At 52.7% G+C, this 15,213-nt stretch carries 14 protein-coding genes; 7 read left to right on the top strand and 7 right to left on the bottom strand.

Going from position 1 to position 15,213, the window contains the following annotated elements; translation table 11 throughout:
- Positions 1-32: 32 nt before the first annotated feature.
- Positions 33-1,613 (top strand): oleate hydratase, encoded by a 1,581-nt coding sequence (locus BN3795_RS01725; protein WP_068783030.1) that lies wholly within the window; start codon positions 33-35, stop codon positions 1,611-1,613.
- A gap of 163 nt (positions 1,614-1,776) precedes the next feature.
- Positions 1,777-2,727 carry an Rpn family recombination-promoting nuclease/putative transposase gene (locus BN3795_RS01730; RefSeq protein WP_068783031.1) on the top strand — a complete coding sequence of 317 codons (951 nt, stop codon included), beginning with the start codon at positions 1,777-1,779 and terminating at the stop codon, positions 2,725-2,727.
- Positions 2,728-2,758: 31 nt separating this feature from the next.
- Here the strand turns inward: BN3795_RS01730 and BN3795_RS26045 are convergent, their stop codons facing one another.
- From BN3795_RS26045 to BN3795_RS01750, 5 genes are all read right to left on the bottom strand, one after another.
- Positions 2,759-2,944 carry a Spo0E family sporulation regulatory protein-aspartic acid phosphatase gene (locus tag BN3795_RS26045; protein WP_110944941.1) on the bottom strand — a complete coding sequence of 62 codons (186 nt, stop codon included), beginning with the start codon at positions 2,942-2,944 and terminating at the stop codon, positions 2,759-2,761.
- A gap of 210 nt (positions 2,945-3,154) precedes the next feature.
- Positions 3,155-4,594, bottom strand: coding sequence for a helix-turn-helix domain-containing protein (locus BN3795_RS01735; RefSeq protein ID WP_110944942.1), 1,440 nt, complete (start codon positions 4,592-4,594; stop codon positions 3,155-3,157).
- Between the two features lie 196 nt (positions 4,595-4,790).
- On the bottom strand, positions 4,791-5,684 hold the full coding sequence (locus tag BN3795_RS01740; protein ID WP_068783032.1) for an aldo/keto reductase: 894 nt from the start codon (positions 5,682-5,684) through the stop codon (positions 4,791-4,793).
- Positions 5,685-5,710: 26 nt separating this feature from the next.
- Positions 5,711-6,043 carry an L-rhamnose mutarotase gene (locus BN3795_RS01745; RefSeq protein WP_068783033.1) on the bottom strand — a complete coding sequence of 111 codons (333 nt, stop codon included), beginning with the start codon at positions 6,041-6,043 and terminating at the stop codon, positions 5,711-5,713.
- 52 nt (positions 6,044-6,095) lie between these two features.
- Complete coding sequence (locus tag BN3795_RS01750; RefSeq protein WP_068783087.1) at positions 6,096-7,481, bottom strand: aldehyde dehydrogenase; 1,386 nt, start codon at positions 7,479-7,481, stop codon at positions 6,096-6,098.
- A gap of 171 nt (positions 7,482-7,652) precedes the next feature.
- Between BN3795_RS01750 and BN3795_RS01755 the strand changes: the two genes are divergently transcribed.
- Genes BN3795_RS01755 through BN3795_RS01775 form a run of 5 tightly spaced genes read left to right on the top strand, consistent with a single transcriptional unit; the run spans position 7,653 to position 12,983 of the window.
- Complete coding sequence (locus BN3795_RS01755; protein ID WP_068783034.1) at positions 7,653-9,257, top strand: spore germination protein; 1,605 nt, start codon at positions 7,653-7,655, stop codon at positions 9,255-9,257.
- Between the two features lie 12 nt (positions 9,258-9,269).
- A complete protein-coding gene (locus tag BN3795_RS01760; protein ID WP_068783035.1) occupies positions 9,270-10,475 on the top strand; it encodes a Ger(x)C family spore germination protein in 1,206 nt (401 codons plus the stop codon).
- A 6-nt stretch (positions 10,476-10,481) separates the two neighbouring features.
- Positions 10,482-10,724: a hypothetical protein gene (locus tag BN3795_RS01765; protein WP_068783036.1), complete on the top strand. Its 243-nt coding sequence runs from the start codon at positions 10,482-10,484 to the stop codon at positions 10,722-10,724.
- Positions 10,725-10,739: 15 nt separating this feature from the next.
- Complete coding sequence (locus BN3795_RS01770; protein WP_068783037.1) at positions 10,740-11,849, top strand: GerAB/ArcD/ProY family transporter; 1,110 nt, start codon at positions 10,740-10,742, stop codon at positions 11,847-11,849.
- 18 nt (positions 11,850-11,867) lie between these two features.
- Complete coding sequence (locus BN3795_RS01775) at positions 11,868-12,983, top strand: GerAB/ArcD/ProY family transporter (protein ID WP_068783038.1); 1,116 nt, start codon at positions 11,868-11,870, stop codon at positions 12,981-12,983.
- A gap of 83 nt (positions 12,984-13,066) precedes the next feature.
- On the opposite strand, the gene BN3795_RS01780 is transcribed toward BN3795_RS01775, so the two are convergent.
- Together BN3795_RS01780 and BN3795_RS01790 are read right to left on the bottom strand one after the other, a co-directional pair.
- Positions 13,067-13,513, bottom strand: coding sequence for an Hsp20/alpha crystallin family protein (locus BN3795_RS01780; RefSeq protein ID WP_068783039.1), 447 nt, complete (start codon positions 13,511-13,513; stop codon positions 13,067-13,069).
- A gap of 375 nt (positions 13,514-13,888) precedes the next feature.
- A complete protein-coding gene (locus BN3795_RS01790; RefSeq protein WP_068783041.1) occupies positions 13,889-14,743 on the bottom strand; it encodes a DsbA family protein in 855 nt (284 codons plus the stop codon).
- Positions 14,744-15,213: the final 470 nt, after the last annotated feature.

The following is a 15,213-nucleotide window of genomic DNA, read 5'->3' on the forward strand; positions in this document are numbered from 1 at the left end:
CATTCATCACATTCTTTGGAGGCGAAAGATCAATGTCAGCAGAACATAACACGAGACAGGTCTATTTTGTGGGTGGAGGGATTGCTTCGCTGGCGGGAGCCGCTTTCCTGATCCGCGATTGCGATTTCCCCGGCCGGAATATTCATGTGCTGGAGGAAATGAAGGTGCTGGGCGGCAGCAACGACGGGGCTGGAGACGGCAAGCAGGGATATGTGATTCGCGGCGGCCGAATGCTGAATGATGAGACTTATGAAAACACCTGGGACCTGCTGCGCTCCATTCCTTCCATAGACCAGCCCGGACTTTCGGTGCGGGATGAGATTATAGCCTTCGATACCGCTCACCCGACGCATTCCAACGCCCGGTTAGTGAACCGCGAGGGCCAGGTGGAGGACGTCACCTCGATGGGGTTTGATATGGCGGACCGACTGGCTATGATGAAGCTGATCATGACCCCGGAAGAGAAAATGGGCAAAATGCGGATCAATGACTGGTTTGGAGCGCATTTTTTCGAAACGAATTTCTGGTATATGTGGGCGACGACCTTCGCCTTTCAGCCTTGGCACAGCGCCGTCGAATTGAAAAGATACATGATCCGCTTCATGCATGAATTCCCGCGGATCCATACGTTGGAGGGGGTCACCCGCACGCCTTACAACCAGTACGACTCCATCATTCTGCCGCTGCAAAAATATCTGGAGAAGTACGGTGTGGACTTCTCGCTGAAATGTACGGTCACCGATCTGGACTTCAAGGAAGGCGACGGGATTACCGTCTCGCGCATGCATTATATCAAGGACGGCGTCGCCGGAGTGCTCGATCTGGCGGAGGGCGACCTGGTGATCATCACCAACGGTTCCATGACGGAAGGTTACAGCCTCGGTTCCATGACAACCGCTCCGAAATTGAACGGCAAAGGCAGCTCCTGGCAGCTGTGGGACCGCATTGCCGCCAAAAAGACGGGGTTAGGCAACCCTTCCTCCTTCGACGATCATATCGACGGCTCCAAATGGGAGTCTTTTACGGTCACGTGCCAGGACTCGCGGTTTTTTGATCTTATGGAGGCTTTCTCGCGGAATAAGGCCGGCACCGGCGCGCTGGTCACCTTTAAGGATTCAAGCTGGTTCATGTCCATCGTGCTGGCCCACCAGCCGCATTTCCGCAATCAGCCTGAGCAGGTTAAGGTCTTCTGGGGATACGGATTATTCCCGGATCGCATCGGAGATTACGTTCCGAAGAAAATGTCCGAATGCACCGGCGAGGAAATTCTAACCGAGCTGCTGCACCATCTCCACTTCGAGCAGGACATGGAGGCGATCCTCTCCACCGCCAACTGTATTCCATGCATGATGCCGTTCATCACCGCACAGTTCATGCCCCGGGCAATCGACGATCGGCCGAAGGTCATTCCGGACGGCTCCACCAACCTGGCGTTTATCAGTCAATTCTGCGAAATTCCGGACGATGTCGTATTTACTGAAGAGTATTCCGTGCGCGCAGCCCGCATGGCGGTGTACGGACTGCTAGGTCTGGATAAGCCGATTGCGCCGATCAACCAATACCAGTACGACGTGCGTACGCTGCTGCAGGGCCTGGTCACCTCATTTCGCTGAAGATCCCAAAGCGAAAGGCCAATTGCCAAAATGACCCGTTTCCGGTAAGCTAGACGTAACCAAATCTCAAAATAAGCAAAGTGAAGCACACTTGCGCATCTGCCACCCCTGTGGCGTGCGTAGTGTGCTTTTTTGTGTGTTCAGAAAGGAAGTGTCGCCGTCCATGACAACAGGAGTATCCCGGATCCAACAAGTCGGAGAGGAGCCGCATAGCGGCAACTACGGGAGAAGAGGCCTCCCCCACGACGAAGCGTTCAAAAAACTGCTGCATACGTTTTTCGCTGAGTTTATCGCTTTATTTTTCCCCGAATTAGAGCAGCAACTGGACTTCAGTCAAACCCGATTTCTCATGCAAGAACAACTCGTCGATGTGGTGGGGGAAGAAGCGAGAACACTCGATCTTCTGCTAGAGACGAAGTACATCGAAACGGATGCTTTCATCCTTATCCATCTGGAGCCCCAGTCGTATCGTCAGGCAGACTTCCATGAGCGAATGTTTATCTATTTCAGCCGGCTCTTTGAGCGGCACCGGAAAGAACATCAACTCATCATCCCTATCGCCATCTTTACGTCTGCCGAGAGCAAAAATGAGCGAAATTCCTTGAGCATGTCGATTCCGGGAGAAGACATTCTTCATTTTCGGTTCTTGAAAATCGAGCTTATCAATCAACCCTGGCGTAAGTTTATCGATTCGGGCAACCCCGTGGCTGCTGCATTACTAGCCAAAATGGGCTACAATAAAGGGGAGGAACGGGAGCTCCGTTTTGCCTATCTGCGCATGTTGCTGCAGCTCAGTCAAAGACTGGATAACGCCCGTCTGGCGCTGGTGATGTCCATCGCCGACTTGTATTTTGAACCAGATCCCCAACAGGATGAAGAAATGCTTCGGGAGCTGGCAAAACAAGATGAGAAGGAGAGTGAAGTGATCATGGAATTAATGCCCGCATGGATGCGTCAAGGGTATGAGAAGGGCTTGGAAGAAGGCATGGAGAAAGGTTCCCTAATTGAACGCCAACATATCGCGCGGAGGCTGTTATCCAAAGGCTTCTCTCCGAAGGAAGTCGCTGACACCACCCAATTGCCCATCGAAGAAATCAACAAAATAAAGAACTAGACAAATTGACCAGAGGATAAAGAAGCCTCATCTATGCGATGGGCTTTTTTCTTCGGTAATCGGAGTATTTGACACTGCTATATTTATTTAACAACCGGTCAAGAACAACCGACTGATGGAGAACCCGTGCATGCCGCAAGCCATATCTTTGCGCTAGTCGATTTAATTCTTGTCTTTCCATTTCAATCCGAAATCTGATTTTTTCAGAATTGTTCATAGCTATCACCCTAGGAACATATTAGAAGAGGTTGCCAAATATTGCATAATGAAACCTACTGCAAGAAACAAAAAAAATTTCATTTTTGAAATGGAAATAAAAAAGATCAGCATAAGCTGACCTTTAAATATATTCATTTCTCTATGTATAGAGATTTAGCTCCAGCCATGCATAAATGTAATAAACAGGCCATTACTAACCACCGCAAAACTAAGCATTAGTATACCCGAAGCCACCCAAGACATTTTGTTTTTCATTTTCCCACACCCTTCTACACAATTTATTAAATTCTTGAATTTGCTCTTCCGAAGCGTACTGCCGATGCAACTCAAAAATAGCCATTGCCGTATTTATAAGGAGATCCCTGCCACTAACTTGAAGAGACATTTTCATGCTGTCCAAGATGTTATTTAATCCTTCCTCGTATGACTTTCTACGGAGGTGATAAATCGCGTAGTTCTGAAAAAACGAAGAATAACGGAATACATAGGGAGGATCTTTGGAGTAATTAATATTCGTTACACCATTTGCCAGCCAGTTATCTCTACCGAATTTCCTGTATTTTTCGATTTCATCGGCAAATCGATCAAATACCTCATCAATATAAAAATTGTGTCTATTAGCGGATTCGGCTAAAGTGATCAGGCCTTCGACAATTTCATCCGGATGAGCCTCTAGGAAAGCGACATATTCAGGAATCCTCAAATGGTTGCCTGCCTTGACATCTACACACAGATAATTGGCACTAGCAAACATCTTTAATTGCTCGACTTCTTCTCTCGCTTCGTCATCCATACCCTCAAACCAGCTTAAATCCGTATATTCCGCAATCCATCTCTTCGATTCTTCATACATCCCGCGGTATTCATAGCTACCAGATTTAAACAAAAAGGCTCTGCCATAGTAAAATACGAGAGGTTTATTCGGCTTAAAGTCCGACTGCTTCCAAATCTTCCGTTCATAGAAAGTCCAGGCCAGTTTACTTAGTTCGTCCGCATAAGTTTCAACTTCTATCCAGTTGAATCTAAAAGCATAAACTTGAATAAGCATTAGCAACCCGTCAAGCGCCAGTTCTTCAGGCAATCGGTATCGATAAGGTAGAAATTGCAAAGCCGCTTTGAAGCCCCTGCGACTATCTCTTTGGTAGATTTGAAATATCCGGTAATAACTCATTGCCAAACGTTCGGAATGACTGGATCGCTCGCTTTCGATCACGGCTTCGTACAGAATAACGGCGGCTTCCTTCAATCCCTGCTCAAACATTTGTTCCGCAGTCTCGAAAATCCCCGCAATCTGCTTCAAATCCTCCAGCAGTCGGTTTAATACCTGCTTGATGCAGTCATGGCGTTGCAGTTCGGCGCATCTTAGCAGGAACGGCCGCAGCCTTCTCCAATGCGGAGCAGTTGAAGTAAAACATTCATCTGCGTAGAGATCATAGAAGTGTCCTTCAGGCAACCCCATTGCCGCCGTAATCCGGTCCAGTTGACTGATGGCAATCGGCCGGTTCCCGTTAATAATTCCGCTTAACGTTCCGACGTTAACCCCGGCGGATTCCGAAAAACGATGCAGGGTTGTCCCTTCGCTCTTGATGTGGTCTTCCAGTTCTGCGCGAATCGTGGTTGTGGATATCAAAAAATTATCGCCCCCCAATTCCGCTTCCTTCTACGAGTCGAATGACTCTCGACCGGTAGAGCAACCAAACGACATCCAATGACATCAAGCAACACCATATACTTCAAAAATCCCAATTTATGTTTACATAATAATCCTTAATTTGACAATCGTCAATAAGAAAAAAGACCGATAAGCAACAAATTTGTCTGCTTATCGGTCTATTTGTAATTTCCTAGATTTCCAGCTCCGCGGCAGCTGCATTCGCCTCTACCTGCGCGGGATTCTTGCAGCCCGGGATCACCGTGCTGACGACAGGGTTCTTCAGACACCAGGCCAAAGCCCACTGGGCCATATCCATGCCCTCCGGCACTTCGTTCCGACGGATTTCCTCCACCTCTTCGAGCTTGCGGCGAGTGCTGTCCGGGTCATGACGATGACGTACATCCGTCTCGCCAAACACGGCGCCCGGCTTATATTTGCCGCTGAGGTAACCGCTCGCCAGCGGCACGCGGGCCAGCACGCCCAAATCCTGGGCTTCGCAGGACGGGAATACCCGATTCTCCGGCACGCGATCCAGCCGGTTATATACCACTTGGATCGCCTCCGAACCCACCTTGGTCGAAGCCTCTGTCTGATGCAAGTTGTCGTTGCTGCCGATCGATGTGCCGAGATGAAGGATTTTCCCCGCCTGCTTCTGCTTATCCAACAACGTCCACAGCTTATCATTGTCGAATGCCGCATCCGGCCCGGAATGGAACTGGTACAAATCAATATAGTCCGTCTTCAGCGCCTTTAACGAGGCGTCCAGTTGCTGCAATACCGCATCGGCATCAAAGCGGTCCGTCCGCGTAAACCGCTCGTGAAACTGATGCCCGAACTTCGTAGCCACCAGCCAATCCTCCCGGTTCCGCCGGCTAAGGTAATCCCCGATGAACGCTTCGGACAAATGATCGCCGTAGCACTCCGCCGTATCGATCAGATTGATGCCAAGCTCCCGGCCCCGATCCAATATCGCATCCACTTGAGCCTGCGTATAATTCAAGCCCCACTCCCCGCCGAATTGCCAGGTCCCGATCCCAACCACCGAAACATTCAGTCCGGTCTTCCCTAATCTCCGATATTTCATTGTCCAAACCTCCTGAAGTGATCTGATTATTTCAAATAAAATACCTCGCGCATCGGCACAATCGGCTGCGGCTCGTTAAAGTCAAACGAACCTTCCACCATGCCCGACGTAATCGCATTCCACCGCTGGCATACCTCGCTCTCCGCGATATACTTGAACGCCGCGTCCGGATCATCGCATTCGAAGCAGTAGAAGAACTGATTCCCCTGCTGAAAGATCGAATAATTGCGAATGCCGGCCCGACTATGCTCCTCCAGCACCTCCGGCCACGGGTTCAAATGCATGGCCACATACGCCTCCAGCTGATCCTCCTTCACGCTCCAGGTCCAGGCAAATTTCCGGCTTGAACTTATTTCCATGATCTTACCCCTCCCATGAATAACTCATTCCCTATGGCACCTGCAGGTGCTCTTACTTCATGAAACGTCGGATCAGCTTCAGCTTGCCGGCGGTATAAGGCGGATAGATGAAACTCAGGTTTACCCGCGTCGACTTTTTCAGCACGCTTTTTCGATGAGAGAAGGTTTCAAAGCTGTGGCGTCCGTGATAAGCCCCCATACCGGAGGAACCAACACCGCCAAAGGGCAGGTGCGGGCTAACCAGATGCATTACCGTATCATTAACGCAGCCCCCGCCGAATGAAACAGACTCCATCACCTTGCGCTCGGTCGCCGTGCTGCTCGTAAACAGATACAACGCCAGCGGCTTCGGCCGTTCGCTAATGTCCCGGAGCGCCGCGTCCAGATCGTGATATCCCAGCACCGGTAAAATCGGCCCAAAAATCTCCTCCTGCATCACCGGGTCATCCCAATTCACATCCTCCATTATCGTCGGCGCCAGGTACAGATCCTCCCGTTCTCCAACCCCGCCGAACGCCACCTTTGAAGGATCTAGCAGCCCCATTAGCCGGCTCCAGTGCCGTTCATTCACGATCCGTCCGTAGTCAGGGCTTTGCCGGGGATCGTCTCCATAGAAGGCCGTGATCTGCGCCTTCATTTTGGCCATCAGCGCCGCTTTCACCGAGTCATGAACGAGCACGTAGTCTGGAGCCACGCAAGTCTGGCCCGTATTCAGGAACTTCCCCCAGACGATCCGCTGAGCGGCCAGATCAAGATCCGCTTCCCGATCGACGATGCAGGGGCTCTTCCCGCCCAGCTCCAGCACGACCGGCACCAGTTGTTCCGCAGCAGCGGCCATCACGATTTTCCCCACCTGAATGCTTCCGGTAAAGAAAATAAAATCGAGCGGGGCATGAATCAGCGCGGAGGTGACCTCCTGCCCACCCTCCATCACCCGGATGTACTCGGGATCAAAATATTCGCCAAGTATCTCGGCAATCACCCTGGAAACGTGAGGCGTATATTCCGACGGCTTAACGATCGCGGCATTCCCCGCAGAGATCGCCCCGATTAACGGATCGATCACCAGCATAAACGGATAATTGAATGGGCCGACAATCAAGGTGGACCCATACGGCTCCCGGTAAATGAAACTGCTGGAGCCGATAAGGGTTAGCGGCGTTCGGACCCGCTCCGGCTTGGCCCAACGCTTCAGACACTTCATCACGTACCCGATACTATCGTAGACATAACCGACTTCCGTGCTGTAACCCTCGAGCTCGGGCTTGCGCAAATCCCGGTGCAGCGCTTCCAGAATCCGTGACTCATAACGGAAAATCGCCGTCTTCAGGCGCTCCAGTTGGCGCAGCCTGAACTCCACCGGGCGCGTGGCGCCGGACCGGACGAATTGCTGCTGGGCGCGAACGGCTTCCGCAACGGTTCGTCCGGCGGGCGGCATCTCGACTGGAGCTCGGTTCGAATGTTCGATTTCACACAAAGCGGATCCCTCATTTTCTCAATTCTTAGCAAGATATTGGACTAATGATTCTATTGTAACGCCGATTGGGTTTGGATGGAGCTATCTTCGGAAATAATGGGGCTAAAAACACCCGCGAGAGGGAGAACACCCATGCCTTACCGGCGAAGAATCAAGCGCAAATCCACCCGAATCCCGATTCACGCCCCGTTGACGGCAAGCCATACCGCGGCGCCCGGCGAACCGCAGCCCTTGAGTGCGGATCTGGAAACCAATCTGCACGCGATTCGCGAGACGCTTGGGAACAGCACTGACATGATTATCCGGGAACTGCCGATCGGCCGTAAAGGCGATCAATCGATCGCCCTGCTGTATACCGACGGGTTGGCCGACCAGAATATCATTACCGATTTCATCATGAAATCGGTCATGCTGGACATTGATATTTTCGAGCAGACCGACCGAACCGTCACCCCTCCTTCCGACGTTGTGCTGGCCTTGAAAAGCTATGCCCTGACGATCGGCGACGTTCGGGATTTGTCCGATTTCGACGCCCTCTATCAAGCCGTGTTGTCCGGAGATACGGTAATCCTCGTCGATGGCCAAGACCACGGCGTCGTGTGCAGCACACGAGGTTGGAAAGACCGCGGGGTAAGCGAGCCATCCGCGGAAAACTCCGTGCGCGGCCCCCGGGAGAGCTTCGTTGAGTCGCTGCGTACCAACACAGCGCTGATCCGGCGAAAAATCAAAGACCCTCATCTCTGGCTGGAAACCATGCAGATCGGCCGGATCACCCGAACCGACGTCGCTATCATGTACATCAAAGGCATCGCGAACGACAAAATCGTGCAGGAAGTGCGGGACCGGCTGAACCGGATCGACTTCAGCAGCGTTCTGGAGAGCGGGTACATCGAGGAATCGATTCAAGACGAAACCTTCACTCCCTTTCCGACCCTATTCAATACCGAACGTCCGGATGTCATCGCCGCCGAATTATTGGAAGGCAAAGTGGCCATCCTGGTGGACGGAACCCCGAACGTACTAGCCGTTCCGGCAACATTCGCTTCGTTCCTTCACGCCTCGGAGGACTACTATCAGCGCGCCGATATTGCCAGCTTTATTCGGTTGTTGCGTTATCTAGGGATTATCATCTCCCTCTTCGGACCCTCTTTATATGTCGCAATCACAACGTTTCATCAAGAAATGTTGCCTACGCAACTCTTGATCAGCCTGGCAGCGCAGCGGGAGCAAGTTCCGTTCCCCGCCTTCATCGAAGCCGTTCTCATGGAGCTGACCTTCGAAATATTACGGGAAGCCAGCATCCGCATGCCCAAAAATATCGGCTCGGCCATCTCCATCGTCGGCACTTTGGTCATCGGGCAAGCCGCCGTTCAGGCGGGCATCGTGTCGGCTGCCATGGTGATCGTCGTTGCAATCACGGCGATCTCCAGTTTCATCCTGCCGGCTTTCAACATGTCGATCGCCTTTCGCCTGCTGCGCTTCCCTTACATGGCATTGGCCGCTTCCTTCGGCCTGTTCGGCATTTTCGTGGGGATTATCGCCCTGGTGCTGCACCTATGCGGCCTGCGATCCTTTGGGATTCCTTACATGGCGCCGTTTGCTCCGCTGATTCCGGTGGACAACAAAGATTCGATCATCCGGCTCCCCCATTGGATGCTGCTTAGCCGCGCCCGTCTCGTCAGCCAGAAAAACGTCACGCGCCGAATCAGCACGCCGCCGAAGAAATCGCGCGAATAAGGAGATGGAAACGTGATCAGAAAAGCGGCTGTCCTCATGTGGTTATGTATCGTTGCCGCGCTGCTCGCCGGGTGTTGGAACCGCCGGGAGCTCAACGAGCTTGGCATTGCCGTCGCCGCCGGCGTTGACAAGATAGGCGACCGTTACCGGCTGACCGTGCAGGTGGTCGATCCCGGCCAGGTTACGGCGAAAAAGGGGGCTAACGGAGGCGCCTCGGCCACGTTATATACGAGCGAGGGCGATACCATTCTTGAAGCCGCACGGAGAATTACGCAAATCAGTCCGCGGAAAATTTACCTGTCGCATCTCCGTCTATATTTGATCGGCGAATCGTTAGCCGAGGAAGGGATCGGACAAGTGCTTGACCTGTTGTCCCGCGACCATGAAATCCGCACTGATTTCTATCTTGTCGTCACCAAAGGAGCCAGCGCGATGGATACTTTGAAAATCATGACCCCGTTGGAACCGCTCCCGGCCAATAAGCTGTTTGCTTCCCTGGAAAGCTCGGAGAAAAACTGGTCGCCTACGATAGCGGTCACGCTGGACGAACTGATCAACGATTTGACCTGCGAAGGCAAACATCCCGTCATGACCGGCCTGCAAATCCTGGGAGACCCGGAAGTCGGGCAAGAGAAAAAAAATATCGCCAATATCTACACCCCTACCCAACTGCAGTATTCAGGACTGGCCGTTTTCAAAAAAACAAAATTGATCGGCTGGCTGAACGAGCAGGAAAGCCGGGGATACCATCATATCCACGGCGGCGTGAAGAGCTCCGTGTTGTATATCCCTTGCCCCGACAGCGGCAAGATCGTCGTCGAAACCATTCGCAGCAAAACGAACGTCAAAGGCAAGGTCGCTCAAGGGGACCCGCGGATCGAGATCAAGGTTCAGGTTGAGGCCAATATCGCAGCCGTCGGCTGCAGAAACCTGGATCTCACCGACACGGCCACAATCGCCGAACTGGAAAAAAGAGTTGAAACGAAGCTGGTCGATATTATGGATACGACCGTTGAAAAAGTGCAGAAAGAGTATGGAATCGATATTTTCGGGTTTGGCGAAGCCATTCGCCGTGCAGATCCCGGGGCTTGGAAGACGATGAAGAAGAATTGGGACGAGGAGTATTTTACCCATTTGCCGGTAGACATTCATGTGGATCTCGTGATTCGCCGCATCGGAACGATTTCCGACTCGTTCCTAAATCAAACGAAGGAGTAGACCGTCATGTTAGGGATTGCGGGAATTTTAGCGATTGCGGGAAGCATCGCCTGGATCGAGCTTCCGTCCATGTTAAAGCGAAAACAATATAAAGAGTTGTGGGTGTTTGCCATTTTGCTGCTGCTTGCTGTCTTGGCGAGCCTGCCCCCTGTGTTTTCGCCCCACGTTCCAAGCCCGCTTCTCGCGATCACCTTCGTCTTCAAACCGTTCAGCGAGCTGCTGTCCGCGATCGGTCTGATCCCGTCATAGAAGGAGGTGGCCCGAATGCCGAAGCTTTCCCTGATTTCCGCCAGGCAGACCACGATCTTGACTACTCTGTTTACAGTGGGCAGCGCCATTCTGATCATCCCCTCCGGCATGGCTTCCAGCGCCAAGCAAGACGCCTGGATCGCCGCGCTTGCCGGCATCGCCGGCGGGCTTCTGCTGGTGGCCTTGTACAACGCCCTATCGCGCTGGTATCCGCAGTCGACCCTGATCGGGATGATGGAGCAAGTGCTGGGCAAGTGGCTGGGAAGAGCGGTATCCCTGGCGTTTGTGATGACCTGGGTCGTAATTACTCCCGGGGCGACGCTCTACTATTTAGGCAATTTCCTGGCAACCCAGATTCTGCCGGAGACCCCGATGATCGCGGTAAACGTGTTGTTTATCCTTATTGTTGTCATGGGGGTGCGCGCGGGAATCGAAACGATCGCCCGTACGGCGGAGCTGCTATTCCCTTGGTGTATGCTGCTTTATATTGCCCTTGTGGTTCTCGTGATGACGCAAATCGAGCCGAGTAAAGCGTCGCCGGTCATGGAATCCGGACCGTGGCCGATCGGATCGGCCGCATTGGGTTTCGTCTGCACGGTATTCATTCCCCAGTTGTCCTTGCTTCTATTTCTGCCGCCCGCGATGAACCGTTCACGGGAAGGCCGAAAAGGGATGCTGTTCGGCAGCTTGACGGGCGGAATGATGATCGCCGTCATCGTCACTTTATCCATCCTCGTTCTGGGGCCGGAGATTACCGCGAGAAGCATCTACCCCAGCTATTCGCTGGCCAAGAAGATCAACATCGGCAACTTTTTGCAGCGCATCGAGGCGTTTATGGCCATCCTCTGGTTCATCACGCTTTATTTTCGAGAAACTTTGTACCTGTATGGAGTCACGTCGGCGCTTGCCGAGATTTTGCGATTAAAAGATGGCCGGCCTCTCGTTCTGCCGCTGGGGATGATCACCGTTGTTCTCTCCATTGTCAATTATCCGAACGTCCCGTTTCAACAAACCTGGGATACGAAAACCTGGATCCCCTACGCAATAACGGTAGGGTTCTTGCTTCCTATTCTGCTGGCCGTCGTTCACCTGATCCGCAAAGCCAAAGGCAGGAAAACAATTTAAGGAGGGGAGGTGTGCGCGATGCGGAACGATATGAAAATTTCCATGCGCCAATTGGCCATTTTGACCCTGCTCTTTACCGTTGGCAGCGCCATTCTGATCGTCCCGTCGAGCATGGCGGCCATCGCGAAGCAAGATGCCTGGATCGCCGCCTTGATCGGACTCGGGGGCGGATTGATCGTCGTCTGGCTGATGGCGTCGCTGATCCGCGCTTATCCGCAGATGACCCTCGTTGGCGTTCTGGAAGCGCTGCTTGGCAAATGGATCGGCAAAACCGTAGCATTGCTGCTGACAGCCAGCTTATTTCTGGCCGGGCCGGCGACGGTGCTGCACGACATCGGCGAGTTCATGACAACCCAAATGATGCCGGAAACCCCGATTCAAGCCTTGATCATCTTGTTTACGATCGTCGTACTGATGGGCTTGCGCGCCGGCGTCGAAGTGTTGGCCCGCTCTGCGGAGCTTCTATTCCCTTGGTTTACGATCCTGTACGTATCCCTGGTCGTGCTCGTCTCGTCCCGGATTGAACCGCAACACATCACCCCCGTCCTGGAAAAGGGGTTCTCTCCCCTTTGGCCGGCAGCGGTCTCCTTTATGGGCATTGTCCTTCTTCCCCATTTCGCGCTGCTGCTGTTTCTCCCGCCCGCCGCGAACCGGCCCCAGCGGTTGGCCGGCCAGATGCTCCTCGGCAGCCTCATCGGCGGCATGATGCTCGTGATCGTCATCGTCTTGTCCATTCTCGTACTGGGGCCGGAGATCACAGCGCGAAGTTTGTACCCCAGCTACTCGTTGGCCAAAAAGATCGATATTGCCCATTTCCTCCAACGCATCGAGGTGCTTATGGCCGCCATTTGGTTCATTTCGCTCTACTTCCGAATCACGTTGTACATGCTTGCCGTTGTGTCTTCGCTCGCGCAAGTATTCCATTTCAAGGATTACCGGCCTCTGACGCTGCCGCTTGGCATGCTGCTGGTCGCAATCTCCTTGATCGTCTACCCGAACCAAGCCTTCAAACAGACTTGGGATACGGAGACTTGGACGCCCTACATCCTCACGGTCGGACTGCTTCTTCCACTGGTCCTGGGAGGAATTCACCTGTTGCGCAACAGGATTTCGAGCAAGAAGGCAGGCCATTGACGTCATGTTTATGCTGGGAAAAGCACAGTAAAAAGGAGCTATTCCTCCAGCGTAACACCGCTGGGGAAATAGCCCCTTGTATATTAATCGCCGTCTTGAATTTGGATGCGCTTGGAGCGGGTTGGCTGCCGTTTCGGCACCTCCAGCTTCAAGACGCCATCCTTCAAGGAGGCGCGGATGGCTTCTTCCTGAATGTCCTGCACATAAAATCTTCGCACGTATTCGCCGTACCGGCGTTCCTTGCGAACGATTTGCTGCTTCGTATCCTCCATACTATGATCCTCGTCGCGAGCCGCTTGGATCGTCAGGTAGGGAGCGGCATAGTCAATCTGGATGTCTTCTTTGCGAAACCCCGGCAATTCCGCTTCAACCAGATAAGCTTGCTCCGTCTCTCGAATATCGGTTCTAAAGGATAACGGCGAACTGTTCAGCGGTGCAAAAAAGTCATCTTGGAACACATCGTTGAACGTCTTCGCCAGCTGACGAAACGCATCTTCTCGATGTCTGCCAAAAGGAATCAAATCAAACATCATGCATTCCCCTTTCTTTGACCTTATTTGACCTTACAGCCCCATTATATGCCTCCGAGGCGAGAGTGACAAAAGCGATCTGCGGCCAAATAACCCCGTGTCGGGCGATTTCGCTTGATTTCTTTGTCCTTAATGCCGCAATCTGCGAATTTGACCTTATTTGACCTTAAATCGTCCTCTCTCCTCTGGCCGGCGCGCCTTGATGTCTCTATGGCTGCCTTTGCACGATTATCCCTTTCCTTCAGGAAGGCCAGGGACCCGGAGAAGCGAGTGCATGTGGCTTGACCGCCCATCATGCCGCCAGCACCTCTCCAGTTCTCGGCGATCTGATCCACTGATCCAAGGGGATAATCGTGCAAAGCGTCCGAAATTATCTTATTGCCCTCCGGCCCCTGCCAGTTGCGCTTCGATCGCCGCCGCCAAGTCTTCGTAGGAGGAGCTGGGCAGCAATTCGCCGTTCACCATAAACTGCGGCGTGCCGTTCACGCCGTAATAGCCGGCGGTTTTAAAGTCTTCTTTGACCGGCAGCATGTAGGCATGGCTCTTCAAATCGCTCGCAAACCGGTCGTAATCGATGCCGTCGATGTTTTTCTTCACGAAGTCCAGCAAAAATTCAGGCGTCGCCCAAATTTTCGTCTCGTCGCCTTGGTGCGCGTATAGCTTGCTCTTGAACTCCCAGAACTTCTCATTGCTCTGCGCCGCGATCGCCTCGCCCGCGCTGGCCGCCATGATCGAATCCCGGTCAATAAACGCGTAGTTGGTGAAGAATAACTCGATTTTGCCGGTATCGATGAAGTCCTTTTGAAGCTGAGGCATGTAGGTTTCTTCCCAATTCTTGCAGGCCGGGCATTTGAAATCGGCGAATTCGATCACCTTCACCTTGGCGCTTGGATCGCCCAAATGCGGCTGCTTCTCGTACTTCAAACCTTCGGCGGTGTAATCGCCTTTGATTTCCGTGTAATTCGGGAGGGCCCGCAGTTCGGCGGAATCCGAATCTCTCAAGAACACGAAAGCCAGGGTGATCACCAAAATCCCGATCAATATCAATGATATTACAAAAACCAGATTGGATCTCGCGAACCCGCGGTCTGCCCTTTTTCCGCCCGCAGCTTTGCCTGCGGTCCCCCTACCGGCATTCTTCTTGCTCTTTGTTGTCCTGTTGTATGCCGTCTTGTTGTTCAGGGTCGATTTCCCGCTGCCGTTCCGCTTGTTCCCTTTGTTCTGGACCATCCGCCATCCTACCTCCATATGGAATCATTTCGTCCCCATTCTAGCGTATGGCCCCCGGCAAGGGACGTAATTTAGGTCACAGGTAAGCTTCCTTATAACCGCCGCAAGTACACAAACCGGCTGGCGTAATCGCCGGCCATTGTCAACGGCAGGCCGAGTCGCATCAAGGTGAGCCGTGCCAGACGGGATTCTTCTGAATTAAAGCATGCTCACGTTCAGATGCCGCGGTACACTGTAGCATTCGCATACCCTCCTCCTCCAACTGGATAGCCACAAGGTGATATGTTGAAGTCAGGATTGTCTAACGCTTGTGAGCGGCGCTATTTGGGCAAAAACGGGGGTCTGCTGGATCTAACGCTTGCCAGTCGCCTTATTTGTGTATTTTAAGATCAAAAGGGGGCTTATCTGCCCCCATAAGATTGCTGATCAGCGTTAGAAATGAAAATGCGGCTATAGAGGGCAAATAAGGG

This window comes from Paenibacillus phocaeensis (assembly GCF_900021165.1).
Lineage (GTDB): Bacteria > Bacillota > Bacilli > Paenibacillales > Paenibacillaceae > Fontibacillus > Fontibacillus phocaensis.